The organism is Caenibacillus caldisaponilyticus (assembly GCF_002003465.1).
In the GTDB taxonomy this organism is placed as follows: domain Bacteria; phylum Bacillota; class Bacilli; order Bacillales; family Sporolactobacillaceae; genus Caenibacillus; species Caenibacillus caldisaponilyticus.
In genome coordinates this window covers 17,370-41,859 of sequence record NZ_BDDQ01000030.1, presented here as the reverse complement: position 1 = coordinate 41,859, position 24,490 = coordinate 17,370, and the positions used below count along the sequence as shown (strand labels likewise).

Here is a 24,490-nt window from a genome sequence, read left to right as displayed (position 1 = left end):
TGTCAGACAAGCTTCTTGTTTTCCGTGGTCACCTGGATCATTCCCCAGGGCGCCGCGCCCTTTCGCCTCTGACCATGGAAAAGCGACGAATAAATGGACAAGGGGATTCACTCTCCCCCTTGTCCGGGCAAGCCGGCGCCGGGCGGAAATGCGTTCAACAAAAGCCGGTCGCTCGCCGCCGAGCGCATTTGCTGAAAGACCGCCAATAATTTTTCGATGGTGAGCGTTTTTTTCTCCTCTTCGTCAAAGGCGGCGACGATGCGGCCCGCGTCCATCATCACGAGGCGGTTGCCGAGGGCGATGGCTTGCTGCATGTTGTGGGTCACCATCAACGTCGTGAGCCGTGACGCCCGAACGATGCGCTCGGTCATCTCGGCGATGAGCGCCGCCCGCGCGGGATCGAGGGCGGCGGTATGCTCATCCAACAAAAGAAGACTCGGATAGGTCAAAGTGGCCATCAGCAGGGAGAGCGCCTGCCGCTCGCCGCCGGAAAGCGAGCCGACCTTGGCCGTCAAGCGGTTTTCCAACCCCAAATTCAGTTCCGCCAACCGTTCGCGGAAAAAGGCGCGCCGCTTCTTCGTCACCCCGCGGGCGAGGGTGCGCGTTTTGTTCCGCGTAAAGGCGATCGACAAGTTTTCTTCAATGGTGAGCGAAGCGGCGGTTCCCGCCATCGGATCTTGAAAGACCCTGCCGATCCGGGCCGATCTTTTGAACTCGGGAAGACGGGTCACCTCCTTGCCGTCCATCCAAATCTCTCCGGCATCAGGGGCGAGCACGCCGGTGATCACGTTCATGAGCGTCGATTTGCCCGCGCCGTTCGATCCGATGACGGTGACGAAATCCCCGGATTTGAGCTCGAGATCGATGCCGGCGAGCGCAACCCGCTCATCCGGTTGCCCTTCGTTAAAAACCTTATGGACGTTTTTAAGTTGCAGCACGTTGCTCCGCCTCCCGGTTCCGGTCGTCCGCCGGTGCCTGCCGCCTTTTCCGCCGGCGTTTTTCCCGCCGGTTGTCCACCGCCTTCGGAACGACGAGTGCGAGGACGACGATGACCGCCGTGATCAGCTTTAAATCCCCCGGTTTGAAAAACTCGATGCGCAAAGCGAGTGTAACGACGATCCGATAGATGATGGCGCCGCCGATAACTGCCAGCGTCGTCCGGGCGATCGTTTTCGTGCCAAACAAGGCCTCACCGATGATGACCGAAGCGAGACCGACGATGATCATGCCCACGCCCATGCCGATGTCGGCAAATCCGCCGTACTGGGCGTAAATGGCGCCGGAGAGCGCCACCCAGGCGTTCGCCAGCCCAAGGCCAAGAATGGTCAGGCGATCCGTATTGGCGGAAAAGCTTCGGCTCATCCGCTTGTTGTCGCCCGTGGCCCGGAGCACGAGGCCGATTTCCGTCTGCAAAAACCAATCGTTCAACATTTTGATGATGAGCGTGAGGGCGAGCATGAGGATCAAAATGCCCCACGTCCGTGGCAAGCTTTCCCCGAGCCCGACCGCTTTAAGCGCGGCATTGAGCGATGCATCGAGCCCCGTGATCTTCGCGAAATCCGCCATTTCGGTCATGAGCGTGTGTTTGCCGAGAAGCGGGATGTTGGCCGCGTCTTCCATGATCCTCAAGTTGATCGACCAGAGCGCGATCATCATGAGAATCCCGGACAGGAGCGCATGGATTTTCCCCTTTGTGTGCAACAAACCGGTGAAGCAGCCGGCGATGAATCCGGCGAGCGTGCCGCAGGCCGTCGCCAAGATCGGGTCGAGCCCGCGGGTGATCATGGCGGCGGCCGTGCCGGCGCCGGTGACGAAACTGCCGTCCACCGTCAGATCGGGGAAGTCAAGGACCCGGAACGAGAGGTAAACGCCCAGTGCCATAATCGCAAAAATGATGCCGGATTCGAGAGCTCCAAAGATGGATGCAAACATTGATCCTTTCCCTCCGTTCGCTTCCCCCATCGTTTACTTTTGCGTAAAGTACTCCGCCATGCCGTCCCATTCGGGCTTAAGGTGCACGCCCATCTTTTCGGCCGCCGTTTTGTTGATCAATAGTTTTAAATGCTTGGGGTACTCGACAGGAATGTCCGCTGGTTTTTTCCCGTCTTTTAAAATCTTGGCCGCCATTTGCCCGGCTTGGTAGCCGATGTCCGAATACTCGAATCCGTAAGCGGCAAACGCGCCGCGCCGAACCGAATCCAGCTCCCCGGCAAAGACCGGTATGTCGTTTTCATCGGCGACTTTCAAAACCGATTCAAATGCGCTGACGACCGTATTGTCCGTAACGATGTAAATCGCGTCGACCTTGCCGACCAATGATTGCGCGGCTTGCAACACTTCAGAAGAATTCGTCACCGTTTTCTCGACAAGCTTCAAGCCGGTGCCCTTCATCGCTTCTTTAATGGTACGGATTTGCGCGACCGAATTGGTCTCGCCGGCGTTGTAGATCGTGCCGACGTTTTTGAAATTAAACTGTCCGTTCATAAACTTGATCGTATCCGGGATCGCTTCGGGATGCGTATCGCTCGTTCCGGTCACGTTGCCCCCCGGGTTTTCGATCGATTGGACGAGCCCCGATCCGACCGGATCGGTGACCGAAGTGAAGACGATCGGAATGTCTTTGGTCGCGTTGAGTGCCGCCTGAGCGCTCGGCGTCGAGTTGGCAAAAATCAGATCGACTTTATCGGCGGCGAAAGCATCGGCGATCGTTTGGTTCGTCGTCTTGTCATTTTGCGCATTCTTCACAATGTATTTGACGTTGACGCCTTCTTTAAGGCCGGCATCCGCCATTCCTTTTTTAAACCCTGCAAACGCGGCGTCAAGCGACGGGTGTTCGACGATCTGCGTGACGCCGACCGTGTAGGTCTTTTTGCCGCCCTCGCCTTTTTTGCCTTCCGTCGACGCCTTGTCGCCGCATCCGCCGAGGGCCGTCAAGGCGAAGATCATCAAGCCGAGCAGGATACACGCGGGCTTTTTCACCGATTGGTCCTCCTCTTTTAATCGTCGTTAAATTAATTATATTAATGCAATTGTAAAGGAAATCCGCCGATCGTTTAACACATAATTTTCGGGATGGCCGTCGACTTCTTTCATCATGAATCGTCACGCCGGCGCCGATTCCTTCAGCGCGGCCGCCGCAATCAGCGGCCATTTTGTGCCGCGCCGAAAGGGACGCTTTCCCGCCAAAGGCGAATCATCTTTCAGAACATCCCGCTTTGAAAAATCGCCTCCGTTCATCCGAAACGGCGTCCGTTGCCCGCGCCGCCAAGAATGTTCGGATAGAATGTTCGGACGGCGGATAGTCGCTTATTGTCACGGCGCGTTCATCATGCCGATCCAGCCCGTAAATGTTATACTGGTTTTGACGATCTAAAGATTCTGTACCGGCGTAGTCTTAAAGGCTCAATCAGGAGGGATCCGGATGCTGCTCAAATTTCAATCGCATGTTCCAAACGTTCATGAGAGCGTTTACGTGGCGGAAGGGGCGAAAATCATCGGAGACGTCACGATCGGGGAGCGCTCAAGCGTTTGGTTCAACACCGTCATCCGCGGCGATGAAGGGCCGATCACCATCGGCCGGCGTTGCAACATCCAAGATAACTGCATGATCCATCTATATGAGGGCTTTCCCGTCGTCCTGGAAGATGAGGTGTCCGTCGGCCACAACGCCATCTTGCACGGCTGCATCGTCCGCCGCGGCGCCCTCATCGGCATGGGCGCGACCGTGCTCGACGGGGCGGAAATCGGCGAAGAAGCGTTCATCGCGGCCGGCGCGCTCGTTCCGCCCGGCAAAAAAATCCCGCCGCGCACCATGGTCATGGGCGCGCCCGGCAAAGTCGTACGTGAGTTGACCGAGCGCGATTTTCAAACGCTGAAGGCGACCGTTGAAATCTATGAACAAAAGGCACAAATATTTAAAGCCGAGCAGAATCAGAGAGCTTAAATAAAAACGCCGCCTTTCCGCTGAAAAAACGGAAAGGCGGCGTTTTGGAACGGACAACCATCGGCTCATTCTCTCCCCGCCTTGCACATCCGCATCTGTTTTTCCCCGAGGCACAACAAGAAAATGAAAATGGCTCAGCCAAGATAAGCGCCGCCAAGACAGGCGGTTTGCCGATGAAGTGAACGCGGTCAGTTTCGGGGCGATATCGATCGTCTTCTCCATCCTTCCCAATCGCGAGATAACAAACCATGCCGCGCACGGTCAAGCGATGTCGCCAACGCCATCCTTCACTCGCCGGTGAAGCGCGGCGGCCGCTTCTCGCTGAACGCTTGGAGCGCTTCGACGCGGTCTTTTGTCGGTATTGTCACTTCATACGCTTTCGATTCGATTTTAAGCCCGGTCTTCAAGTCGGTGTCCATGCCTTGCTTGATCGCGAATTTTGCCTGTTGCAAAGCGATCGGCCCGTTTTTGAGCATGGCGGCGGCGAAGGCCTCGCAAGCCGCCATCAGCTCGGAGCCATCGACGACGCGCGTTAGAATGCCGTATGCCAATGCCTCTTCCGCGGTCAGCTTTTTTGCCGTCAAAATGAGTTCAAGGGCGCGGGCCGTGCCGATCAAACGCGGCAGCCGCTGGGTGCCGCCCGCGCCGGGAATGATCGCCATGCTCGTCTCGGTGAGCCCGATTTGGGCATGGCGGGCGGCAATGCGAAAATCGCAGGCAAGGGCCAGTTCAAAACCGCCGCCAAAGGCATAACCGTTGATCGCGGCGATCGTCGGCTGCGGCAGTTCATCGATGCGCTGAAAGACGTCGCCGATTTTCTTTACATTGCGGCGCACTTCCTGTTCCGAAAGCGTCCGCCTTTCCTTCAAATCCGCGCCGGCGCTGAAGGCCTTATCCCCGGCCCCGGTAAAAATGACGACGCGGACCTCGTTGTCGACCGTCAGCGCCTCGACGATTTCCTCTAATGCCAACAAGGTGCTGTAATTGAAGCTGTTCATGACTTCGGGACGATGAATCGTGACATAACCGATTCCATTTTTCTTTTCAAAGAGAACCGTGGCCATCGTTATTCTCCCTCCCCGTCTTCTTTGGATGTGTTTCTTAAGAGCGTCAACCGGGCCAGATCCTGCATTTTGTTCTGACTCGCAGAATCCCGGGCGCTCTTCCGGCCGGTTCACGGGTTACTAGACGGCCTCGACCAACGTGGCCACCCCTTGTCCGACGCCGACGCACATGGTGGCTAGCCCGCGTTTCGCCCCGCGGCGCTTCATTTCATGCAAAAGCGTCGTCAGAATGCGGGCGCCGCTCGCCCCCAGCGGATGACCGAAAGCGATCGCCCCGCCGTTGACATTCACGATGTCCGGATTGAGACCGAGCTCGCGGATACAGACCAACGCTTGGGAGGCGAAAGCTTCATTTAATTCGACGAGATCGAGATCGCGAATCGCCCAACCCGCCCGTTTGAGCGCTTTTCGGGTGGCGGGAATCGGGCCGAGCCCCATCACCTCAGGCGCAACTCCGGCGTTGGCGCTCGCCACGAAGCGCGCCAACGGTTTGAGGCCAAGCCGCCGCGCCGCGTCGCCGCTCATTAAAAGCAGCGCGCTCGCGCCGTCGTTTATGCCGGATGAATTGCCCGCCGTCACCGTTCCGCCCTCAAATAACGGCTTTAATTTTGCGAGCTTCTCAGGCGTCGTATCGGGACGGGGGTGTTCGTCCGCCGCGACGACCGCCGCCGTCCCCTTCCGATCGATGACCGTGACGGGGACGATTTCATCTTTCAATCGGCCGGCTTGGATGGCCTCTTTGGCGCGCATTTGGCTGCGATAGGCAAAAGCGTCCTGCTCCTCTCTCGTCACGCCGAAGCGGCGGGCCACGGTTTCGGCCGTTTGCGGCATGCTGTCGGTTCCGTAACGCGCCGCCAATTTTTCATTGACAAAGCGCCATCCGATCGTCGTATCAAAGAGTTCCATCGTTCCGCGCGGAAAATCGATCTCCGGCTTCGCCATGACGTACGGAGCCCGCGTCATGCTTTCCGTCCCGCCGGCGATGTAGATGTCGCCGGCGCCCGCCATGATTGCTTGGGCCGCGATGTTGACAGCATCAAGGCTCGAGGCGCAAAGGCGGTTGACGGTCACGCCGGTGACCGACACCGGCAGTCCGGCGAGAAGCGCGGCCATGCGCGCGACGTTGCGGTTTTCCTCGCCGGCGCCGTTGGCATTGCCGAAGACGACCTCTTCGATTTCATCTTCCGACACAGCCGGCTGCCGGTCGAGCAGAGCGCGGATGACGTGCGCCGCCATGTCGTCGGGGCGGACGTTCTTCAATGCGCCTTTGTACCGGCCGATCGGCGTGCGCACCGCATCGATGATCACGACCTCGCGCATCGGTCAATCCTCCTGTTCTTTTCCGCGATAATCGTAAACACCGCGTCCCGTTTTTCTCCCGAGGCGTCCGGCGTTTACGTATTGTTCCAAAAGCGGAGCGGGCCGGTATTTTTCCCCGAGCTTTTCATGAAGGTAGCGCAAGTTATTCAAGCGCGTGTCGAGCCCGACGAGGTCGGCGAGTTCAAACGGCCCCATCGGAAAATGAAGGCCGAGCTTCACCGCTTTGTCGATCGCTTCCGCTGACGCGACGCCTTCCTGCAGCATGTAAAACGCCTCGTTGCCGATGAGGGCGCTGAGCCGGCTCGTCACGAACCCCGGAAAGTCGTTGACGGTCACCGTTTCCTTCCCCATTTTCCTAGCGACTGCCTCCGTGCGCGCGACCGTCGCATCCGCCGTCGCCAACCCGCGTACGATTTCGACGAGCGGCATTTTATGGACAGGATTAAAAAAATGCATGGCGATAACCGCTTCGGGCCGTTGGGTGTACGAGCCGATTTCCGTCGGGCTCATCGTCGACGTGTTGGTGGCGAGCACGCAATGTTCGGGCGCGTGCCGGTCGAGGGCCGCAAAGACCGCCCGCTTCACCTCGGCTTTTTCGGGCACCGCTTCAATGACGAAATCGGCTTGATTGACGGCTTTCTCTAAATCCGTAAAATAAGACAACCGGTCTTGCACCACATAAGCCTCGTCTGGCGTCAACTGGCCCCGGGCGATGGCTTTTTGGAAAAGAGAGGCGATCTCTTTTGCGGCGCTTTGAAGGGCGCGATGCTGTACATCGACGACATGGACCTTAAAACCGGCCAGCGCCGCCACATAAGCGATGCCCCGGCCCATGACGCCCGCTCCGACAACGGTGATCTGTTCCGTCATGGTCATCATCCTCCTTTGCCCGAACTATGCTGTAGCGCAACGGAAAAGGCGAGCCTTCGGCGACCGCCCGGCCATGTAGCCGATCAATAAAGAAGGCACTCCGTCAACTGCCCTGGAAAAACGAACCGGTCACGGACAGCCGCGGCGCCGCACAGGCGGTGCCGTCATCGCCACGCCTAGCGACCGCGAAACTCAGGCCGCCGCTTTTCGATAAAGGCGGCAACCCCTTCGCGAAAATCTTCGGTCAATCCGGCTGTGCGCTGGGCGAACGCTTCCCACTCCAGCATTTGATCGAGCCGGGTTTCAAAGCTCCTCTGCATATACCGCTTGATCAGGCCGATCGCCTTCGTGGGCATCGCGGCAAGCCGTTCGGCAAACCGCCACGACTCCTCCTCCAGTTCCGCGGCGGGCACGACCTTGGTCACCAAACCGAGGGCGAGCGCATCATCCGCCTTGATCTTCTCGCCCAAAACCGCAAGTTCAAGCGCCTTGGCATAGCCGATGAGACGGGGGAGAAAATAGAGGCTGCCTGAATCGGGGACGAGGCCGATGTTCACGAAAGCTTGGATGAAGACAGCTTCGTCCGATGCGATGCGGAAATCGCAGGCGAGGGCCAGGCTCATTCCGGCGCCCGCCGCCGTGCCGTTGACCGCGGCGACGGTCGGCTTTTCTATGCCGACAAGCTTTTTGATCATAGGATTGTAGCGGCTGCGCAACACCTCGCCAAAGTCGACCTCGCCGCTCGCCGCTTTCAAATCTTCTCCGGCGCTGAATCCCCGCCCGCTGCCGGTGATGATCAAGGCGCGGACCGCCTTGTCCTTTTCAACGGCCAGGAGCGCATCGAGGATTTCTTGATTCATCGTCTCCGTAAAGGCATTCAGCCGGTCCGGGCGATGGAGCTCGATCCGGGCGACGCCGTTCCGGAATTCATAACGGATCGTTTCGTACATTCCATCTCCTCCTTTTCTCCCGTTTTATTTCTAGAAAAACACGCGCCTTTCCTTCGTCGGCCGGAAAAAACGCGCGGAGAAATGCCGACGCCGAGAGGATGCCAAAGCGAGAGAGGCCGCGAAAGCCGATCGGCAAACGGAGCGTTTCCCGTAATGTATCAATCCTAATTTTTTTAAAAAGTGGTGAACCGCCTTTTATCCCCCGATTCTCGCGGCCAACTTTCCCAAGCTACCGGCCTTTAAACACAGGCTTTCGTTTTTCTCGAAAGGCCGCCATGCCTTCTTTCTGATCTTCGGAGGCAAACAACAAGTAAAAATTTTTCCGTTCGATCAGCATGGCTTCGTAAAGGGCAAGATCGGCGGCTTGATTGACCGTCTCTTTAATCAATCTGAGCGAAAGCGGCGCTTGTTCCGAAAGCTTTCGTGCCATTTTCATGGCGACTTCCATTAGGTTGTCGGCCGGGACGACCCGGTTGACCAATCCGTGCGCACAAGCCTCTTCCGCCGTCATGCGCGCTCCGGTCCAAAGCCATTCGAGCGCTTTATGGCGACCGAGCGCCTTCGTCAATTTCACCGTTCCGCCCGCACCGGGCATGACGCCGAGCTTGACTTCCGGAAATCCGAATTGCGTGTTTTCCGCGGCAAAAATGAGGTCGCAGCTCAAGGCCAGCTCAAAGCCGCCGCCGAGCGCAAACCCGTGGACGGCGGCCAAGAGCGGTTTGCGGATGAGCCGGATTTGATCCCAAACGGCGAACGGATCGACCATTTCCAGGCGGACCGGATCATCCCCTGCCATTTCATCGATGTCGGCTCCGGCAGCAAACGCCCGTCCCGCTCCGCTGATAACGACAACGGCCGTTTCCGCGTCTTCATCAAAGGTCTGCAAAGCGCCGACGATGGCGCTCATCATTTGGCGATTCAACGCGTTGAACGCCTCCGGCCGGTTCAATTCGATGTGCCCGACCGCCCCATCTCTCCAAACTTTTATAAAAGGGCGGTCAATCATCGGCTTCCTCACCGATCATCATCGTAACGAGCGAACCGGCAAACCCCATTAAATCTTTGGCTGACGCCTTCGCTTCCTCGGATTTCATCGCTTTTTTCAGCGCTTCGTGATCGTCATAGTACATCTCGCACAGCAAATAATAATCGCTCGGGCCGGCCGGCGAACCGACGATTTTCGTCACTTCCATTTTTCGGAGCCCGGGAATTTTTTTTCGTGATCGGGATGTGAACGTTGCTGTAATGGTCATCAAATGAAGCCGGATCGTCGGGTTTCTTATAAAGCGCAATCAATTTAACCATGAGTGGCCTCCTCTTCGAACGTATCCGTAATAAACAACCGCTTTGACGGAACGGGAAATCCGCACCTCCCGTTCTCTTCGGCAAAAAGGGGAAAGAAACTCGATTAAGCACCTTGGCTCCACGCGCAAAAACTACCGCCGCACCCTTTAACGAGGAAACCCGCACCGGGGAGAAAACTTGTTCCGCCGCCCTCTCGCATTAATCCGGCCGGGGGCGTTCATCGGCAACGTGAGCGACGGGTTTCATCGCTTCAAACGGATTTCGGCAACTCCGACAGTAAAGAAGGCTGCGGCACGCGGTCGGGCCGAACCAATTTTCCACCGTAACGACGGACGAGCCGCAATAAGGGCACTCGATTTCCCACGGATCGCCGGGGCGCTGTGCCGCGGGCGGCGGCGCGATGCCGTAAGCCTTTAACTGTTCGCGCCCCTCCGGACTGATGCGGGCGGTCGTCCACGGAGGATCAAACGAAAACACCACCGCCACCTCGGTAACACCGTCCACGCGCCGCACGGTTTCAACGACTTCTTTCTTGATGAGATCCAAAGCCGGACAACCGCTGAACGTCGGAAGCAAGGTGATGCGGGCCCGTCCGGACGTTACAGAAACCGTTTCCAACATGCCGAGGGCGACGATGTCGATCCCCGGCAGTTCCGGATCTTTCACCTTTTTAAGCGCTTCCGTGACGCGCGTTTTCAAACCTTCATCGTCCAAAGACGCCTCCCCCTTCATTGCGGACCGGTCCCGGTATGGCATTCGGCCGGACGCTTCCCGTACGGCAGACACGGGGGCATCCATCCGCTCCCGCTCCGGGCGCGAGCATCCCCGCCCCATCGCCCCCGCGGCGCGAGCGATGGAAAAGTTACCACCCGGTCGCTTGCGGATCGGAACGATAGACCTCGCTCAAAATGGACAACGCTTCGCCGAGATCAGCGGTGTGCTCGCCGTTACGGCCATCGCCGTGCGCCATCCCGGGTTCGCCGATCGGGACGTAACCGACGCGGGCAAAGGACTGGCCGATCGCTTGTCGCCACTGATCGCGCCATTCCGCCTCCGTTGCCGTCAACCCGTGCTCGGCCATCACCGCTCCCCATTTGCCGAGTGAAAGCAAACCGCCCGCATCGGCCCAGCACAGCGAAAGCGCCTTTTCCATACGCCTCCGGGCCTCGTCCGTGCTCATCATGAGTTGGACAAACCACGTCTCCCAATGCATGAGATGGTAAGCCTGTTCCGTCACAATTTTCCCGGCCGCCGCGGCGAGGGGCGGATAGCTTGATTTTTTCAAGGCGTTGAGCCGGATGCTTTTAAACACATCGAAGAAAAAATGGCGGACGACGGCAAACGCCCAATCATAGTCGGGCGCGTCCCAATAGTTGCCCGGTCCATTTTTCAACTCCAACAAAACGGCGTTGCGAAAGGCGGCCGGCGGCCTGAGAAGGGCGAGATCGTCGCTTTTCCCTTCTCCGAGATCTTCAAGCATCTGATAATAAATGGCGGCGTGTCCCATCGCGTTCTGATTGATCGACGAAAAAGCGACGTCCTCTTCAATGTGCGGCGTCAGCCCCAGCCATTCCGAACCGCGATAGGCGAGAATGAAATTGTCGTCGGCGAGTTGGTAAAGCAATTCGATCAGCGCGGTGCGATATTCCGGCGTCATGGCCCGGCGTCACCGCTTTCCCCGGCCCTGGCTTTAAAAGCCCTCCAGCGCTCGTTCAGATCGCCGTATCCTCTCGTTTCTCGGTAGGGCTTTTCGAGGCGGCCGAATGCTTCCCGTTCGCTCTGGGTCATTTTCCGAATGTCCGAGCGCTTCACGATCCATAAATCGGCGACCGGCTCGCGGCGGAAAAAATTTTCTTTCGCCAAAATCATCGCCATTTCCATATTCGGGGCGAGCAGGCTGAAGCGATGTTCGAGCGGCAGATCGCCTTTTTTTCGGCTAAAAACTTCGTACTCTTCATAAAAGCGGTGTACCGAATCGGTCAACTTCGGTCATCCTTTCACGACGGAGAATTTCGCGGCCGCGCGCAGGCAAAGCGCCGCGCGCGCTCCACTCCCCGGACATGGATGGGATTAAACGTCCCGAGGCTCTCTTCTACAAGGAAGCGGTCGCATTGTCCAACAAACCGCAGCCGCAAGCGGAATGGCCCGGACGCGGCCGGTTCACCGGCGATAGAAAGGAAGAACAAAATCCTTTTATACCGCGGCCGCTTTCCATTGCGCCAACGCCTCTCGCACCCAACGGCCGTTCTCGTAAGACGTGCGCCGCAAGCGCAGACGTTCGTCGGTTTTCGGGCCGTTTCCCGTGACGATTTGTTTGAACTTGTTCCAGTCCGGTTCCCGGTAAATCCATTCCCCTTTTTCATCATCGTAGCGCAGCGTCGGATCGGGGATGGCCAAGCCAAGCAGCCGGATTTTCGGAACGTATTTCGAAAGGAATTCCTGGCGCAGTTCTTCGTTCGTTTTGGTTCTCAATTTATATTTCAAGTTTTTGTCGACGTTTGTGTGGCCGGTCGCCTCCTTCGTCTTCGGCCCGAAAAACATGAGAAGCGGCTCCCACCAGCGGTCGATGGCCTCCTGAAGCATGCGGCGCTGCGCGGGGGTTCCTTCGGCGAGGGAGAGCGTCAAGCTTTCCCCGTGCTTGGCATGAAACGATTCTTCCTGGCAGATGCGCTTCAACGCGCGGCCATAAGGCCCATAAGAGGTTTTGAGCATCATTGTCTGGGATAAAATGGCGGCTCCGTCGACGAGCCAGGCGATGACCGCGGCGTCGGCCCAAGTGGGAGAAGGCATGTGAAAAACGTTATGAAACTTTAAGCGCTTTGCAAACAAATCTTGCAGGATGTCTTCGCGCGTTTTTCCACACGGCTTGACGAGGTCTTCGGCAACGCGGAGCAACAGCTGGCCGTGCCCCATTTCGTCCTGCACCTTGGCCATGATCGCGAGTTTTCTCCGCAGCGTCGGCGCTTTCGGCACCCACTCCTTTTCGGGGAATGCGCCCATGATTTCACTGATGCCGTGCATCGTGATGAGGCGGATGAGCGCTTTTCGGTAGTCATCGGGCATCCAGTCGTCCGCCTCGATTTTTTCGCCGTTCTCAATGCGTCGCATAAAATGCCCGTATTTTTCCTCTGCGGTCCATTGCTCAAACGGGACGGCGGCGGCCATGGCGGTCAACCTCCATAAAAAAATATGTCGTTTTTATTACGTTATGAAATTCGTCGTCAGGGTTGCAGTTCAAGATGAAGCCTGTCGGATCCAAAAGCGGAAGCATCGGGGGACGGATGGGAAATCACAAAGAAAGGGCGCTATATAGAAGTTGTGGGATTTTAAACGGGATGGCGTCCACGGTGCTGGTCGAACGGGCTGATATTTGGTTCGAGGGCAACTTTCTCCGGCCCGACACCCCCAAAATAAAATATTTGCCATACCTTCATGCGCGTGGTGCGGCTTCCGCCCGTTTATCCACGACGCGGACGGCTTTTCCTTCGGAACGCGGAATACTGCCCGGCGGCATGAGGTGTACCTCGACGGTGACGAGACACGCGTTCTTGATCATTCGAGCGACGCGGGCGGCAAGATCGCGGGCGCCCTCAAGGTTCAAATCTCCGCCAAAGGCCGCGAACGTTTCCGGGTTGATCTCAACGTTCAACACGACTTCATCCAACGGCCCGTGGCGCGTCAACATGAGTTGATAATGCGGGGCGAGTTCGTCGACCGAAAGGAGGACGTTTTCAATTTCTGACGGGAAAATGTTGACGCCGCGGATGATCAGCATGTCGTCAATCCGGCCTTTCACCCGAGACATGCGCACGGTCGTCCGCCCGCAGAGACACGGCGTCTTATCTAACGAGGCGATGTCGCCCGTCCGATAACGGATGACCGGCATCGCTTCTTTCGTCAGACTCGTAAACACGAGTTCGCCGTCCGCGCCTTCCGGGACGGGTTCCAGCGTTTCGGGGTCGATGACCTCGACGATAAAATGGTCCTCCATGACGTGTAAACCGTCCTGCGCTTCATGGCATTCAATCGAAACGCCCGGACCGATCACTTCGCTCAAGCCGTAGATATCGATCGCCTTGATCCCCAACCGCTCCTCAATTTCACGGCGCATTTCCATCGACCACGGCTCGGCGCCGAGTATGCCGTACTTCAGGCTCGTCTTGCGCGGATCTTTCCCCATCCGCTCCATCGTTTCAACGATGTTCAAAATGTACGACGGCGTGCCGCAAATGACGGTCGGCTGGAAATCCTCAATCAACATGATTTGCCTTTCGGTATTGCCGCCGGAGATCGGGACGGTGGCCATCCCGAGTTTTTCCGAACCGTAATGCAAGCCGAGCCCGCCGGTAAAAAGGCCATAACCGTAAGCATTATGCAAGACCTCACCCGGCCTGCCCCCGGCCGCCGCGATCGCCCGCGCCACGATTTCCGCCCATTGGTCGATGTCCCGCCGCGTATAGCCGACGACGGTCGGCTTTCCGCTCGTGCCGGAAGAAGCGTGAATGCGGACGATTTCCGATTTGTCGACGGCCAATAGGCCGAACGGATAGTGGTCGCGCAAATCCTTTTTCTCCGTGAACGGCAATTTTCTCAAGTCGGCAAGCGTCCGGACGTCACCGGGAACGACGCCGTGTTTTTCAAATTTGTCGCGATAAAACGGCACGCGCGTGTAAACTTTCTGTACCGTCTCCTTCAGCCGTTTGAGTTGGAGCGCCTCCAGCCGATCGCGCGGCATCGTTTCCATCTCAGGATTGAAAATCAACGCCTCTCCTCCTCATCAAAATGTAAGCCCTTACAAAAGTGAGCGCGACAAACCATCAGCGGCCGTCACCATGCGATGATGGATTTAACCCAATGATAATGCTCCTCCTGACAAGAGTCAACCTCTTCTGAAAATTTAAGCAGCCGGAGCCGCGACGAACGATGAAGACTGAAAGCCGATTCCGTCCCTTTCGGCGGCTTGCGGTCAACGGAATTTTTCGTGATTTTTATCTTGATATTTTTGATAAAATTTAGAACAGAAATGCGGGTTGGCGACTTCCGCAAATGGCCGTTCCTTTCGGCTATATTCACGCGATCACCTTTTGACCGTGCGGAATTTTTCCGCCAGCCGCATGAAGGGAGGTGCCTTTTCAATAAACACGTATCAAAGAATGGCGCTTTTTATCATGATCGGCTTTCCGCTGTTTTTTCTGCTCATCACATTGGTCACGGGCCGATGGGGCTACTTCCTTTGGAGCCTAGCCCCGAGCTTCATCGCCGGCTGGACCGGTTACTACGCCGCCAGGCGCAGCGGAGTCAACGAACAAAAAACGGAAAAGCCCCGTTGAAGCTGCAACGAGTGCCGGACAGCGGTCGCTCGCCGAACATTCCGGGGTCCACGCCGGCTAAAAAACGATGGCCTGCGTCGGACAAACCGACGCTTTTCATGGCAAAAGCCAATGGGCATCCCAAAATGGTCACCGGCCCGTTCACTTGCGTTCGAATTCTTTCGAAACGGCAAACGGAAGCCGGCAAACGGGTTCCACGCCATGAGACAAGCAGATCATCAACGCCTAGCAGGAGGGTCTCCATGCCGATTGACTTTCATTCTAAAGCCAACCGTTACACTTATGCCGGACGCCGTGCGGATCCGTCTTGGAAAGCCGCGATACAAGAAATCGTCGATGTCAGAGGGAAGGACGTTTTGGATGTCGGATGCGGTGGCGGGATATATTGCAGGGCGTTTGCCGAGATGGGTGCCAAACGCGTGACGGGCATTGATTTTTCTAAAGAGATGATTCGGGCCGCCCAAGAAAAAAGCAAAGATTATCCCCAAATCGCCTTTTTCGTCGGCGATGCCCTGGATACCCGCCTGCCGGGTTCCCAGTATGATGTCATTTTGGAACGGGCCCTGATTCACCACGTGACGGATCTGGAAGCCTGTTTCCGTGAGGCCTATCGGTTATTGAAACCTCAAGGCGTTTTTATCGTGCAGAGCCGGACGCTGAAAAACATTTTGCAGCCGCCGAATGAACATCATATCCGCGGGTATTTCTTCGAAGTCTATCCGAAATTGGTGGACAAGGAAGCCGGGCGAAGACCCGATAGCCAAACCGTAAAGGAAACGTTGCTGAAGGCCGGCTTTCGCACCGTGGACGAAAAAGAGTTATGTGAGACGAGAAAAATCTATTCGGATCTAGAAGAACTCAAAAAAGATCTCTCGGCGAGAACCGGCCGGTCGATTTTGCACGAACTGACCGATCCGGAGCTGGAACGCCTCATTCAGCACATCAGCGAACGCCTGCGCCAACGGTGTACAAAAGAAATCATCGAGCAGGACTATTGGACGGTTTGGGCGGCGAAGAAAGCCTAGATCCGATGTAAAACGAAAATAATTTGTTGAAGCATAAAAGGGTGCGTCGTCCGCACCCTTTCTCACATCGCTATTAAAACATGATGCTCAACAAATCCTCTTTAGTGATTTTGCCGAAATAGTGGCCGATGTCGACCGTTTCCAGCTTGTCGCTCACCGCATCGCGATCGTAGCGCGTGCCGATGAGAAGCGCCTCGATATCCTTCACGTCGCCGACGCCGAAGAAATCGCCATAAATCGCGGCTTCGTCGATCACGCCTTTTTTGACTTCCAAGCGGATGTCGACCGTGCCGGCGGGAAAGCGATGTTTATGCTGAACGTTAAATTTCGGCGAACGTCCATACACCCAGTCCCAATTGCGGTACCGCTTATCGGCGATCTCGCGGATCCGCTTCCAGTCTTTCTCCGTCAATTTATATTCGGGGATATCTTTTTCCCCTTCGAAAATGTACTCTAAAAGCTTTCTTTTGAACGTCTTGATGTCCATGTCTTCTTTTAAATGCTCGCGGATGTTGGTCACCCGGCTGCGCACAGACTTGACACCTTTTGACAAATACTTTTCTGCGTCGGGATTGAGGGCGCGTGCGACGTTTTCGAGGTTCACGTCGAACAGAAGCGTGCCGTGGCTGAACATGCGGCCGCGTGTGGAGAACTGCGCGTTGCCGCTGATCTTTTTGCCGTCAACGACGAGATCGTTCCGCCCTTGAAGTTCGGCATGGACGCCCATTTGCCGCAAGGCGCGCACGACCGGTTCGGTAAATTTCTTGTAGTTATGGAAACTGTTTCCGTCGTCCTTGGTGATGAAACTGAAGCTTAAGTCGCCTTCATCGTTATAAACCGCTCCGCCTCCGGACAGGCGCCGCGTCACGGTCACGTTATGCTCCCGGACGAAATCCATGTTGATTTCTTCGACCGTGTTCTGATTTTTGCCGACGATGACCGTCGGCGTCATGCTGTAGAAGAGCAAATACGTTTCATTGATGTCCAATTCCGTGAGCACGTATTCTTCGATCGCCAAATTCAGCGTCGCATCCATGACGTCTTGATTGTCGATGTACTTCATTGAATTCCCACCTTTTGATGATCGGTTGTGCATGCGCTCCGCTGTTTTCACAATATCAATATGGCACAAATCCCGCGCCATTGCCAATCGGATGGTCCAGACCGTTTTTTATGGTGCGGATCTCCATGCCTCAACCGGCGGCTTCAAGAGATGGAAAACCCGATACCATCAAATCAGGATCGCGGTGATTTGTCGAAGAAAATAGACGGCGACGCCCCAAATAATCAAAGCGGAGATTTTGTTCACCACGTTCAGCCAGCGGCTGTCGCGGTCGATGCGGCCGAGAGCCCGGCCCGCAATCGCCAGTCCGGCAAACCAAAGCCAAGAAACGGCCACGCAAGCCACGGTGTACATCATTTTTTCGCCCCAGTCGTAGGCGAGCGAGCCGGTGCCGATGACGCCGATCGTATCGAGGATCGCATGCGGATTCAGAAGCGACACCGACGCGGCGAAGGAGATCTGCTTCCAAGGCGACAACGTTTCCGCCGCTTGCCCGACACTCGGCCGGCTTTGCCAAATCGACCAGCCCATGTAGATCAAAAAAATAAAACCGATCGCGAAAATCGCCGTTTTCAGCCACGTCAACGCCAAAACCACAACGGAAACGCCGAGAACGGCGAGCGTGATGAGAATCGTGTCGCACAGCGAAGCGGTGACGACGGCCGGCCAGGCTTTGATCAGGCGCGGTTGCAACGCCCCTTGATTAAAGATAAAAACATTTTGCGGACCGAGCGGCAAGATCAGCCCGAACGCTAATACAAAACCGTGCACAAAGGCTTCGACCAACTGTCCTCCTCCTTTTCCCTAATGTCATTTTACCACAGAAAAACACCCGTTTTTAGACTGTTCATATTTTTATATCATCTCAAAGATAGGAAATGGAGGTGGCTTCCATGATAAAGGATTATGCAGGAATCAAGGCCAGTGCCTGTTTTATTGACTGTCATCGCCTCGTTCAACGGCCTCATGGCACCGCGGCAAATCAAACACCACAAAAAGCCACGCCCGATAAATCCGGACTTGGTGTTTTCACTTTGGACGGAGTATTGCTTTTCACCGCGATCCACCATGCCTGATTCCACCTTGGGTGGAAGCGCCGCCGTGATGATGGGTTGGCGCGGCGCACATTGCCGCATACGAACAGCGGCGGCACGGCTTTCGTTTGCCGAAACGGATTCGGAAGGGATGAACATGGTCAACCGAGGTCGATTTGTGTTAAATTGGGGAGAGATGTGACAAACGTAACAGGGGAGAAGTGGAATGGACTATTTGACTTTGCCGCGTGCGGAATGGGAGGCGCGCCTGGGGAAGAAACCATCCATTGAAAGCGCTTCGCTTCCGCCGTACATCGATCCCGCGGAAATCGCCGCGATTTATGCTCCATTGGCCGAGCTTTTGCACCTTATGTACCAAGTCAAACGCGAAACGGCAGCCAACGTCCGCCGGTTCTTCCAAGCACCCGAGCGGCCCGACCTTTTCATCATCGGCATCACCGGGAGCGTCGCGAGCGGCAAAAGCACGATGGCACGCATCCTCACGTCTTTGTTGTCGGGGTATCCGGATCAGCCGAAAACCGCCGTTTTGTCCACCGATCAATTTCTTTATCCGAATCGCATATTGTCGGAACGCGGGTTGATGGATAAAAAGGGCTTCCCGGAAAGTTACGATTTCGAGGCGTTGCACGCCGCGATCGCCGCATTGGCGGACGGCGCGCAGTCCATCCGGGTCCCCGAGTATTCCCACGACATCTATGACATTTTGCCCGAACCGACAACGCTCGAACGCCCCGACATTTTGGTCGTGGAAGGGCTTCATGTCCTCGGCGCCGCCACCGGTCGCGTGCCGCTGTCGGACCGGATGGATGTCACTCTTTACGTCGACGCGGAAGAAGCCGATCTTTTCCGTTGGTACTGGGAACGCATCAAGGGTTTAGTCCAAGCGGCCGAGAACCGGCCGGAGTCCTTTTATTACAACTTCAAGGATACGGACGAAAACACGCTGTATGCCATGGCCCGGCAGGTTTGGGAGGACATCAACGGCAAAAACCTCAGAGACCATATCCTGCCGACCCGCGAACGCGCAAGCCTCATTTTACGAAAAGACGGCGACCACCGCATTCGGGAAATCAAAATCAACAAATGCCTTTTATAAACCGCGGGTCCCGCCCTTAAACAAGAGCGGGACCCTTAAATTTATTAATTATTGAGAGGGTTGTCCCTTTATTCAGAACGAATGCCCGGTATGGCCGTTTTATTCCCCGTCCAGCGGCAGCCATTCGATGATTTCTTTGACGACGTTGTTGATTTTCTGATCGACGAATTCGCTGCCGTACTTCTCTTTCGCTTTCACGATGCGCGCCGCGATGTCGTCGTCAAAATTGATGAGCTCGCGGTCTTCCTCCAATTCGTTGTACAAATTAATGATGTCTTCCATCCCTTGATTGATGCGGTCGATGGCGTCGCTGAATATTTTGCTTTCATCTTGTCCGGCTTTCAAACCCGTCACCCGCCGAGAATCTTTTGAACCTATTTTTCCCGGTCCGAACCTTTTCATGCAAATTCCGCACTGATTTTCGGGGCTGCATGATCAGGCCGCTCGTATGACGTCGGTCAGAACACTGTGAAATCCACTTGGAAAGGAGCGTCGCCCACCGCCCACGCCAAGCCAACCAATCCGCAACAAGGGAACTCAGCCGAATGCCGACCAATCTTCTGCGCCGCCGCGGTTGTGCACCGAATAGACGAGCGTCGGATGGCCGTGAAAATCAACGGTTCTTTCATAATACATGCCGTTTTTGCGCGCGACAAAAATGGACGCCGGGTTGTTCGGGTTGATCAGCGAGATGAGCTTGCGCAAATGGAGCGTTCTAAAACCATATTTTTTGAAGAAAACGGCCGCTTCCTTAGCCAATCCTCGCCCCCAATAGTCGGGCTTTAGCCAATAGCCGATTTCAATTTCTTCCTCTCCGTCCACCTCTTGAGGAATGAGGCCCGCATGGCCGATCGGCTGCCCGTCCGCTTTATGGACCAACATGTAAAGCCCGAGGCCGTCGCGGTAGCGGGGCAACACCCATTCCCTCAAATGGTATTCGGATTCCGTGCGGTTTTTCGTCAACCCGAACCCGATATAGCGCACGACCCGTTCATCCGCCCATAAAGAAGCATAAAAGTCCAGATCATCCATTGTATAAGGCCTGTAAATCAATCGTTCGCTTTCAAACATCGCTTCGCTCCTTTCTATCCGTCAACCGCATCGGCGCCGGTTAAAGAACAAGGATGGCCTGCCCGAAAAGGCGTGCCATCCGTCACACCGGTTGCCTTTTATATATTATCGGTTGTCATTTTCGGATGTTTAAACGACACGCACATTTCCTGACCGCCGTTTGATTACTCCGCCGCTTCCCAAGTCCAGCCGCTCTTCGCCAACGAAATTTTGCCTTCGAAGACGGTCGCCGTTTCATTGACTAAATCTTCGTGGCGGCCGTAATGCGGCAAGTGGGTGAGCAACACTTCGCGAACGCCCGCTTCTTTGGCGAGGCGTCCGACGTCGAGGCTGTTCATATGCCCCATCGGCGCGCCGTCCTGATCCTTGTAAAGGCTGCATTCGGCCACGAGCAGATCCGCTTCTTTCGACAGCGGGACGAGTTCCGGAATATAACTCGTATCGGCGGTATACGCGATCGTCCGTTTGCCGTTTGTAATCCGCATCGCCGCGCACGGCGCGGGATGAACCGTCCGGATGAAGTCGAGGCGGAACGGGCCGATTTCGATCGGCTCGCCGATCTTGTAGCTCACGGCATGAGTCGCATCGTTATAATCCAACGCCTTAAACTTGTCCGGTTCCATTTCGTGGGCATAGATCGGCAACGGCTTCGCCGAACCTCCCAAATATTTGGCGATGTCGCGGGCGTATTGGAGCGGCCCGACGTCGGCGATGTGATCGTGGTGATAATGGGAAAGGATCAGGGCGTCGATATCCGTAATGGCCGCGTATTTTTGCAGTTGAGCCAACGCGCCGCTTCCGCAATCGATGAGGAGGCGGAAACCTTGATCTTCAAGGAGATACGCCGTTGTCGCTTCTCCTTTTTCCGGATAAGCGCCCCAATATCCGATAACCGTCCATTTCATGGCAAGTGTCACCTCAATCCTAGGTTTCAAGCTGTGGACAAATTGCATTCCGTTGAACGTCCGTTGCGTTTTATTTTAGATTAGCGCTTTTCCGCCGGGAGATCAATCTCGGCGCCCCGAATTCCGGCATGCCGGCGGAACCGGATTGCTAAAAATACAAGGCGTAGGAAAGAGCGAAAGCCTTCAAGCCAGCGCGGCCAGACGACAGGCGCCGCGCGGTCCGAAGGCTTCCATAATTGACCGCCATATTCCATCCATCCCTTGAATGCCGGTGAAGCGGACGGATAAAGGAGAACGGGCTTTATTCTACAGACCATCGCCATCACCTGAACGCTTCAACGGCTCCCGATCATTGCCTGAAACCTTCTTCCGTTCACCCGCCATTTTTTGTCATCGTCCCCTTGCCCACACCGCCCTGCCATTATGTCATCAATGCCGCGCGAACGCGGCGCACCTCTACCTTCTTGACCGCGCCACATCCGAAAGTCACCATCGTCATCAGAAAGTATTGTAAACGTTCTCGCACGTTTCTCCGGTCGGCTCGTAGAAACAGTGCAATTTATAGCGGCCCACCAGCGGCTGGTTGTACCACTGCGGCGGACAATCGCCGGGGGGCCGGAAATACCAAAGGCTGAATTTCGCCGGCCAATATCTTTCACCGTTGATCACCCGACGGGCCAAGCGCTTTTCCTGCTCCCGCGCTCTTTGATAAAAGTAGCTGTGTAGGACGCATTCAAACGCGTGGGGCTGGAAAACCATTTGCGGAATGGTGCGAATGCCGACGAAATCCGCACAATTGCACCTCACTCGATTGATGCCGACGTTCCCGACGAGCATCATGCCCATGATGCCTTCCCCTTCCGCTTCCGCGCGCAACAGGCGCGCAAGCAGGGCAATATCGGACGACGTTGCTTTCACAACCGCCATGACCACACCTCCACTTTATGCATATTAGCCGGGAGGTTGGCTCATGACCTGAGGAAAAAAAAAGACGGCGTTGAAAGCGACGACGCCTTCGACCGTGCGCCAAACTTAGGTGACGGCAAACGGCGGCCGAAAGCGAAAAGGTGCGGCATCCGGAACGCGGAGAAAGCGAGACAACCCGACAGAAAAGCTCCGTCGGGTTGTTGCTTATGAAGCCGTAATGTTTTGTGCGGCCGATCGGGCCTGGCGGATGCAGTCGGGAATCCCGACGCCGTCATAGGAGGCCCCGGCAAGGTAAACGTTCGGAAAGTCCCGGGCGAGGCGCGCGGTGATCTCCGCAAGCCAGCGCTTATGACCGACCGGATATTGCGGCATCGCAAGGGGCCAACGCGTCACGACGGCGAAATCGGGTTCGCCTTTAATCGCCACCGTTCCGCTCATCTCTTTTATGGCGATCGCGACGAGTTCATCGTCGGTTTTCTCGATGATCCCGGGATCATTCGGCTTGCCGACATAGCAGCGGATGAGCGCCTTGCCTTCCGGCGCGGTATGGGGCCATTTCAAATGCGTCCACGTCGAAGCGGTGATCGCCTTCGGTTCGCGGCGCGAAACGACGAACCCCGTCCCGTCTTTCGACATTTCGACATCTTCGCGAGCGAAGGCCATGGCGATCGTCGCCACCGACGTATCGGGTGCGACGCGGTCGCGCCTGAGAAAATCGGCTCCAATGAGCCGTTCGGCGACGCGATGGGGCACAGCGAAGACGACGTAATCGGCTTCGACCGCCGTGCCGTCAGAGAGACCTATGTAATACCCGTTGTCGTCTTTCTCGAAACTTTCGGCCTCTACGCCTGTCATGATCGAAACGGCTTCTGAATCCAAAGCGTCCGCAAGCGCATCGATAACCGCATTCAGCCCAGTGGTCAAGGTGGCGAATTGGCCTTCGCTTTTCCCTCGTTTCGGCATGGTTTCGCGCAAACCGAGGATGAGGCTGCCGTAGCGTTTCTCGATATTTATAAATTGCGGAAGGGCGGCCTCCAAGCTGAGCTGATCGATGTCACCGGCGTATATGCCCGACAGCAACGGGCCGATGAGGTGATCGACCATCTCATCGCCCAAACGCTTTCTGAAAAATTCGCCGACCGACAGATCATCAAAGTCGCCGAGTTTCGGGATAAAAAGGTCGTTTAATGCCCGTGCTTTTCCGTCCATGGATAAAAGGCCCGATTTCAGCAACGGACGCAGGCTCGTCGGCACGCCCATCACCGAACCGTCCGGAATCGGATGAAGCGCATCGTCCTTTAAGATGTAGGAGCGCCCCGTCCGGTTCGTGACGACATCCGCGCCGAGGCCGAGCTGCTCGACGAGCTCGAGCCCTTCCGGCTTCCTTTTCAAAATCGAATCGGGTCCGCGTTCGATGACAAAACCGTCGCGGCGCAGCGTCTTCACTTTGCCCCCCAACCGGTCTTCCGCTTCGATCAAGGTGATCCGAAGGCCGTCGCCGCTTTCCGCCGTCCGTTGCTGCAAATAATAAGCGCACGAAAGGCCTGTGATGCCTCCGCCGATGATGGCGACGCGCTTGGTCATTGAGCGGTCTCTTTTTCTTTTAATGATTGCAGGACGGCGGTGGCCAACACGTCGATAAACGCGGGATCGGCGTTCGGCATCGGCGGGCGGTAATAGGAGGCATTTAATTCCTCGGTCACGACTTTGCATTCATAGTCGTTGTCGTACAGCACCTCAAGATGCTCGGCGACGAAGCCGACCGGACAGTAAATGAACGAACGGTAACCCTTTTTTTCGTACAGCTCGCGCGTCAAATCCTGCACGTCGGGACCGAGCCACGGTTCCGGCGTTTGCCCGGCGCTTTGCCATCCCACCGCATAATGCTTCACGCCGGCGCGTTCGGCGATCAGCCGGGCGGTTTCTTCCAGTTGCTGCGGATACGGATCGCCTGCGGCAATGATTTTTTCAGGCAAGCTGTGCGCCGAAAAGATGACGACCGTTTGTTCCCGATCGCCTTCGGGAATTCGGGCAAACGTTTCTTTTATTTTGTCCGCCCACCAATCGATAAAACCGGGCTGGTCATACCAGCTTTCAACGGCAACGATGGAAGGGCCGCCGAGCTCCGCGGCCGTCTTCCTCGCCCGGTCGATGTAGGACTTGACGCTGAATGTCGAATAATGCGGGGCGAGCACGATGGCGACCGCTTCATCAATGCCGTCTTCATGCATTTTTTTGACGGCGTCTTCGATGAACGGATGGATGTGTTTCAACCCGATGTAAAGCTTAAACTCACAGTCGTTCCGGCGCTCGTTCAAACGGGCGGCGAGCCCCTTCGCTTGCTCGTTGGTAATCCGGGCGAGCGGAGAAACGCCGCCGATCGCTTCATATCGCCTTTTCAAATCTTCCAATTGTTCATCGGAAGGACGGCGGCCGTGGCGGATATGCGTGTAGTAAGGTTCGATGTCCTCAGGACGATACGGCGTTCCGTACGCCATGACGAGCAAACCGATCGTTTTTTTCGACATGTGTCAGCACCTCTATTCATGTATGATCTCATTGCGCT

Annotated in this window: 25 protein-coding genes and 1 pseudogene; 4 read left to right on the top strand and 22 right to left on the bottom strand. The window is 56.2% G+C overall.

Annotated features, from left to right (window positions below):
• Positions 1 to 107 precede the first annotated feature (107 nt).
• Genes CCB157_RS09790 through CCB157_RS09780 form a run of 3 tightly spaced genes read right to left on the bottom strand, consistent with a single transcriptional unit; the run spans position 108 to position 2,946 of the window.
• A complete protein-coding gene (locus CCB157_RS09790; protein ID WP_077615717.1) occupies positions 108 to 938 on the bottom strand; it encodes an ABC transporter ATP-binding protein in 831 nt (276 codons plus the stop codon).
• Positions 925 to 1,932: an ABC transporter permease gene (locus CCB157_RS09785; protein WP_077615716.1), complete on the bottom strand. Its 1,008-nt coding sequence runs from the start codon at positions 1,930 to 1,932 to the stop codon at positions 925 to 927. The genes CCB157_RS09790 and CCB157_RS09785 overlap by 14 nt, the downstream gene beginning before the upstream one ends.
• Before the next feature lie 33 nt (positions 1,933 to 1,965).
• Positions 1,966 to 2,946, bottom strand: coding sequence for an ABC transporter substrate-binding protein (locus CCB157_RS09780; RefSeq protein ID WP_077615771.1), 981 nt, complete (start codon positions 2,944 to 2,946; stop codon positions 1,966 to 1,968).
• 475 nt (positions 2,947 to 3,421) lie between these two features.
• Between CCB157_RS09780 and CCB157_RS09775 the strand changes: the two genes are divergently transcribed.
• Positions 3,422 to 3,943, top strand: coding sequence for a gamma carbonic anhydrase family protein (locus CCB157_RS09775; protein ID WP_077615715.1), 522 nt, complete (start codon positions 3,422 to 3,424; stop codon positions 3,941 to 3,943).
• A gap of 287 nt (positions 3,944 to 4,230) precedes the next feature.
• On the opposite strand, the gene CCB157_RS09770 is transcribed toward CCB157_RS09775, so the two are convergent.
• The 11 genes and pseudogenes from CCB157_RS09770 to paaK all read right to left on the bottom strand — a co-directional run bounded on the left by CCB157_RS09770 (position 4,231) and on the right by paaK (position 14,196).
• A complete protein-coding gene (locus CCB157_RS09770) occupies positions 4,231 to 5,007 on the bottom strand; it encodes an enoyl-CoA hydratase-related protein (protein ID WP_077615714.1) in 777 nt (258 codons plus the stop codon).
• 120 nt (positions 5,008 to 5,127) lie between these two features.
• Complete coding sequence (locus CCB157_RS09765) at positions 5,128 to 6,327, bottom strand: thiolase family protein (RefSeq protein WP_077615713.1); 1,200 nt, start codon at positions 6,325 to 6,327, stop codon at positions 5,128 to 5,130.
• Positions 6,328 to 6,330: 3 nt separating this feature from the next.
• Entirely contained in the window at positions 6,331 to 7,197 is an 867-nt protein-coding gene (locus tag CCB157_RS09760) for a 3-hydroxyacyl-CoA dehydrogenase (RefSeq protein ID WP_077615712.1), read from the bottom strand.
• A 176-nt stretch (positions 7,198 to 7,373) separates the two neighbouring features.
• On the bottom strand, positions 7,374 to 8,147 hold the full coding sequence (locus CCB157_RS09755) for an enoyl-CoA hydratase-related protein (RefSeq protein ID WP_077615711.1): 774 nt from the start codon (positions 8,145 to 8,147) through the stop codon (positions 7,374 to 7,376).
• Between the two features lie 229 nt (positions 8,148 to 8,376).
• Positions 8,377 to 9,153, bottom strand: a complete 777-nt coding sequence (locus CCB157_RS09750) for an enoyl-CoA hydratase-related protein (protein ID WP_077615710.1) — start codon at positions 9,151 to 9,153, stop codon at positions 8,377 to 8,379.
• Positions 9,146 to 9,452, bottom strand: a pseudogene (locus CCB157_RS09745) (EthD family reductase). The gene CCB157_RS09750 and the pseudogene CCB157_RS09745 overlap by 8 nt, the downstream one beginning before the upstream one ends.
• A gap of 198 nt (positions 9,453 to 9,650) precedes the next feature.
• Entirely contained in the window at positions 9,651 to 10,166 is a 516-nt protein-coding gene (gene paaD, locus CCB157_RS09740; RefSeq protein WP_369688670.1) for a 1,2-phenylacetyl-CoA epoxidase subunit PaaD, read from the bottom strand.
• 148 nt (positions 10,167 to 10,314) lie between these two features.
• Positions 10,315 to 11,109 (bottom strand): 1,2-phenylacetyl-CoA epoxidase subunit PaaC, encoded by a 795-nt coding sequence (gene paaC / locus CCB157_RS09735; protein ID WP_077615709.1) that lies wholly within the window; start codon positions 11,107 to 11,109, stop codon positions 10,315 to 10,317.
• The gene (gene paaB, locus CCB157_RS09730; RefSeq protein WP_077615708.1) at positions 11,106 to 11,435 is read right to left on the bottom strand and encodes a 1,2-phenylacetyl-CoA epoxidase subunit PaaB; all 330 of its coding nucleotides are present in this window, start codon (positions 11,433 to 11,435) and stop codon (positions 11,106 to 11,108) included. Before paaB ends, paaC begins: the two co-directional genes overlap by 4 nt.
• 210 nt (positions 11,436 to 11,645) lie before the next feature.
• Positions 11,646 to 12,617: a 1,2-phenylacetyl-CoA epoxidase subunit PaaA gene (paaA, locus tag CCB157_RS09725; protein ID WP_077615707.1), complete on the bottom strand. Its 972-nt coding sequence runs from the start codon at positions 12,615 to 12,617 to the stop codon at positions 11,646 to 11,648.
• Between the two features lie 265 nt (positions 12,618 to 12,882).
• The gene (paaK, locus tag CCB157_RS09720) at positions 12,883 to 14,196 is read right to left on the bottom strand and encodes a phenylacetate--CoA ligase PaaK (protein WP_077615769.1); all 1,314 of its coding nucleotides are present in this window, start codon (positions 14,194 to 14,196) and stop codon (positions 12,883 to 12,885) included.
• A gap of 828 nt (positions 14,197 to 15,024) precedes the next feature.
• Between paaK and CCB157_RS09700 the strand changes: the two genes are divergently transcribed.
• Positions 15,025 to 15,807, top strand: coding sequence for a methyltransferase domain-containing protein (locus CCB157_RS09700; RefSeq protein WP_077615704.1), 783 nt, complete (start codon positions 15,025 to 15,027; stop codon positions 15,805 to 15,807).
• Positions 15,808 to 15,880: 73 nt separating this feature from the next.
• Here the strand turns inward: CCB157_RS09700 and lplA are convergent, their stop codons facing one another.
• Together lplA and CCB157_RS09690 are read right to left on the bottom strand one after the other, a co-directional pair.
• Complete coding sequence (lplA, locus tag CCB157_RS09695) at positions 15,881 to 16,870, bottom strand: lipoate--protein ligase (protein ID WP_077615703.1); 990 nt, start codon at positions 16,868 to 16,870, stop codon at positions 15,881 to 15,883.
• Positions 16,871 to 17,038: 168 nt separating this feature from the next.
• Positions 17,039 to 17,656: a LysE/ArgO family amino acid transporter gene (locus CCB157_RS09690; RefSeq protein WP_077615702.1), complete on the bottom strand. Its 618-nt coding sequence runs from the start codon at positions 17,654 to 17,656 to the stop codon at positions 17,039 to 17,041.
• Positions 17,657 to 17,763: 107 nt separating this feature from the next.
• Here CCB157_RS09690 and CCB157_RS09685 point away from each other — a divergent pair, with 107 nt between their 5' ends.
• Positions 17,764 to 17,946 carry a hypothetical protein gene (locus CCB157_RS09685; protein WP_077615701.1) on the top strand — a complete coding sequence of 61 codons (183 nt, stop codon included), beginning with the start codon at positions 17,764 to 17,766 and terminating at the stop codon, positions 17,944 to 17,946.
• A gap of 184 nt (positions 17,947 to 18,130) precedes the next feature.
• Positions 18,131 to 19,021, top strand: coding sequence for a type I pantothenate kinase (gene coaA / locus CCB157_RS09680; protein WP_077615700.1), 891 nt, complete (start codon positions 18,131 to 18,133; stop codon positions 19,019 to 19,021).
• Between the two features lie 99 nt (positions 19,022 to 19,120).
• Here coaA and CCB157_RS09675 read toward each other — a convergent pair whose 3' ends face one another.
• The 6 genes from CCB157_RS09675 to hemH all read right to left on the bottom strand — a co-directional run bounded on the left by CCB157_RS09675 (position 19,121) and on the right by hemH (position 24,452).
• Complete coding sequence (locus CCB157_RS09675; RefSeq protein ID WP_158077272.1) at positions 19,121 to 19,366, bottom strand: atypical membrane-integrating protein (Mistic protein); 246 nt, start codon at positions 19,364 to 19,366, stop codon at positions 19,121 to 19,123.
• 192 nt (positions 19,367 to 19,558) lie between these two features.
• Positions 19,559 to 20,092 carry a GNAT family N-acetyltransferase gene (locus CCB157_RS09670; protein WP_077615698.1) on the bottom strand — a complete coding sequence of 178 codons (534 nt, stop codon included), beginning with the start codon at positions 20,090 to 20,092 and terminating at the stop codon, positions 19,559 to 19,561.
• A 164-nt stretch (positions 20,093 to 20,256) separates the two neighbouring features.
• Positions 20,257 to 20,997: an MBL fold metallo-hydrolase gene (locus CCB157_RS09665; RefSeq protein WP_077615697.1), complete on the bottom strand. Its 741-nt coding sequence runs from the start codon at positions 20,995 to 20,997 to the stop codon at positions 20,257 to 20,259.
• Between the two features lie 498 nt (positions 20,998 to 21,495).
• Positions 21,496 to 21,924 (bottom strand): cell wall hydrolase, encoded by a 429-nt coding sequence (locus CCB157_RS09660; protein ID WP_077615696.1) that lies wholly within the window; start codon positions 21,922 to 21,924, stop codon positions 21,496 to 21,498.
• Positions 21,925 to 22,128: 204 nt separating this feature from the next.
• Positions 22,129 to 23,508 (bottom strand): protoporphyrinogen oxidase, encoded by a 1,380-nt coding sequence (hemY, locus tag CCB157_RS09655; protein ID WP_077615695.1) that lies wholly within the window; start codon positions 23,506 to 23,508, stop codon positions 22,129 to 22,131.
• Positions 23,505 to 24,452, bottom strand: a complete 948-nt coding sequence (gene hemH / locus CCB157_RS09650) for a ferrochelatase (RefSeq protein ID WP_077615694.1) — start codon at positions 24,450 to 24,452, stop codon at positions 23,505 to 23,507. Before hemH ends, hemY begins: the two co-directional genes overlap by 4 nt.
• Between the last annotated feature and the right edge of the window lie 38 nt (positions 24,453 to 24,490).

What these genes read in the sequence shown, in the direction of transcription:
- CCB157_RS09785 (WP_077615716.1), bottom strand. Translation starts at nt 1,932, where the DNA reads ATGTTTGCATCCATCTTTGGAGCTCTCGAATCCGGCATCATTTTTGCG.
- CCB157_RS09780 (WP_077615771.1), bottom strand. Translation starts at nt 2,946, where the DNA reads ATGATCTTCGCCTTGACGGCCCTCGGCGGATGCGGCGACAAGGCGTCG.
- CCB157_RS09775 (WP_077615715.1), top strand. Translation starts at nt 3,422, where the DNA reads ATGCTGCTCAAATTTCAATCGCATGTTCCAAACGTTCATGAGAGCGTT.
- CCB157_RS09770 (WP_077615714.1), bottom strand. Translation starts at nt 5,007, where the DNA reads ATGGCCACGGTTCTCTTTGAAAAGAAAAATGGAATCGGTTATGTCACG.
- CCB157_RS09765 (WP_077615713.1), bottom strand. Translation starts at nt 6,327, where the DNA reads ATGCGCGAGGTCGTGATCATCGATGCGGTGCGCACGCCGATCGGCCGG.
- CCB157_RS09760 (WP_077615712.1), bottom strand. Translation starts at nt 7,197, where the DNA reads ATGACGGAACAGATCACCGTTGTCGGAGCGGGCGTCATGGGCCGGGGC.
- CCB157_RS09755 (WP_077615711.1), bottom strand. Translation starts at nt 8,147, where the DNA reads ATGTACGAAACGATCCGTTATGAATTCCGGAACGGCGTCGCCCGGATC.
- CCB157_RS09750 (WP_077615710.1), bottom strand. Translation starts at nt 9,153, where the DNA reads ATGATTGACCGCCCTTTTATAAAAGTTTGGAGAGATGGGGCGGTCGGG.
- paaC (WP_077615709.1), bottom strand. Translation starts at nt 11,109, where the DNA reads ATGACGCCGGAATATCGCACCGCGCTGATCGAATTGCTTTACCAACTC.
- paaA (WP_077615707.1), bottom strand. Translation starts at nt 12,617, where the DNA reads ATGGCCGCCGCCGTCCCGTTTGAGCAATGGACCGCAGAGGAAAAATAC.
- paaK (WP_077615769.1), bottom strand. Translation starts at nt 14,196, where the DNA reads ATGGAAACGATGCCGCGCGATCGGCTGGAGGCGCTCCAACTCAAACGG.
- CCB157_RS09700 (WP_077615704.1), top strand. Translation starts at nt 15,025, where the DNA reads ATGCCGATTGACTTTCATTCTAAAGCCAACCGTTACACTTATGCCGGA.
- lplA (WP_077615703.1), bottom strand. Translation starts at nt 16,870, where the DNA reads ATGAAGTACATCGACAATCAAGACGTCATGGATGCGACGCTGAATTTG.
- CCB157_RS09685 (WP_077615701.1), top strand. Translation starts at nt 17,764, where the DNA reads ATGATAAAGGATTATGCAGGAATCAAGGCCAGTGCCTGTTTTATTGAC.
- coaA (WP_077615700.1), top strand. Translation starts at nt 18,131, where the DNA reads ATGGACTATTTGACTTTGCCGCGTGCGGAATGGGAGGCGCGCCTGGGG.
- CCB157_RS09670 (WP_077615698.1), bottom strand. Translation starts at nt 20,092, where the DNA reads ATGTTTGAAAGCGAACGATTGATTTACAGGCCTTATACAATGGATGAT.
- CCB157_RS09665 (WP_077615697.1), bottom strand. Translation starts at nt 20,997, where the DNA reads ATGAAATGGACGGTTATCGGATATTGGGGCGCTTATCCGGAAAAAGGA.
- CCB157_RS09660 (WP_077615696.1), bottom strand. Translation starts at nt 21,924, where the DNA reads ATGGCGGTTGTGAAAGCAACGTCGTCCGATATTGCCCTGCTTGCGCGC.
- hemY (WP_077615695.1), bottom strand. Translation starts at nt 23,508, where the DNA reads ATGACCAAGCGCGTCGCCATCATCGGCGGAGGCATCACAGGCCTTTCG.
- hemH (WP_077615694.1), bottom strand. Translation starts at nt 24,452, where the DNA reads ATGTCGAAAAAAACGATCGGTTTGCTCGTCATGGCGTACGGAACGCCG.